Source organism: Kocuria sp. CPCC 205260 (assembly GCF_040981045.1).
Taxonomy (GTDB): Bacteria; Actinomycetota; Actinomycetes; order Actinomycetales; family Micrococcaceae; genus Kocuria; species Kocuria palustris.
The window spans coordinates 1-508 of record NZ_JAVKPT010000120.1 but is presented as its reverse complement, the minus strand read 5'-3'; the positions used below and the strand labels follow the sequence as shown (position 1 = coordinate 508).

The following is a 508-nucleotide window of genomic DNA, read 5'->3' as shown; positions in this document are numbered from 1 at the left end:
GACCGGCCGAGCTTCTGCAGCTCTCTTGTGAGCCTGCCCTGGCCCGGGCCGATCTCGACGATCGGACCGGTCGAGTCGCCTACCAGCCGTGAGAGCCGGTCGATCGTGGTGTGGTCAGTGAGGAAGTTCTGGCCGTGCTCATGTCGGCCGCCACGGTAAGTGGGCATAGAAAAGGACGCTCCATCGAAGCAGGCGTCCGGGCACGCAAAAGCGCCGCCCGGCTGGACTCGCGGAGCGGCAGAACGTCCTGGAACAGGTTCCGCCGCTAGAAGCGGCGGAACCGGGTCACTGCAATTGATGGACTACCCATGGCCCCCACCCTATCGCACCAGGGCTGTTCAACAGCTGATCAAGGGCCTGGCCTGGGGCCCTCCTACCTCCAGAGCGGTCTGGGCGGCACTGGAATCGCCCATCACGGCAACAGCCGCGCCAACGTCAACAACGTCCTTGCCCGCAACACTTAGATGTCCGCCACCGCACTGCTAGCGGACATCTAAGGCCCACATCC

The 508-nt window shown here is 64.6% G+C and carries 1 protein-coding gene; it reads right to left on the bottom strand.

Annotated elements, in window-relative coordinates; genetic code table 11:
* The coding region (locus RF645_RS13505) for an rRNA adenine N-6-methyltransferase family protein (protein WP_368819295.1) at positions 1-167 on the bottom strand (167 nt) is incomplete at its 3' end.
* Positions 168-508: the final 341 nt, after the last annotated feature.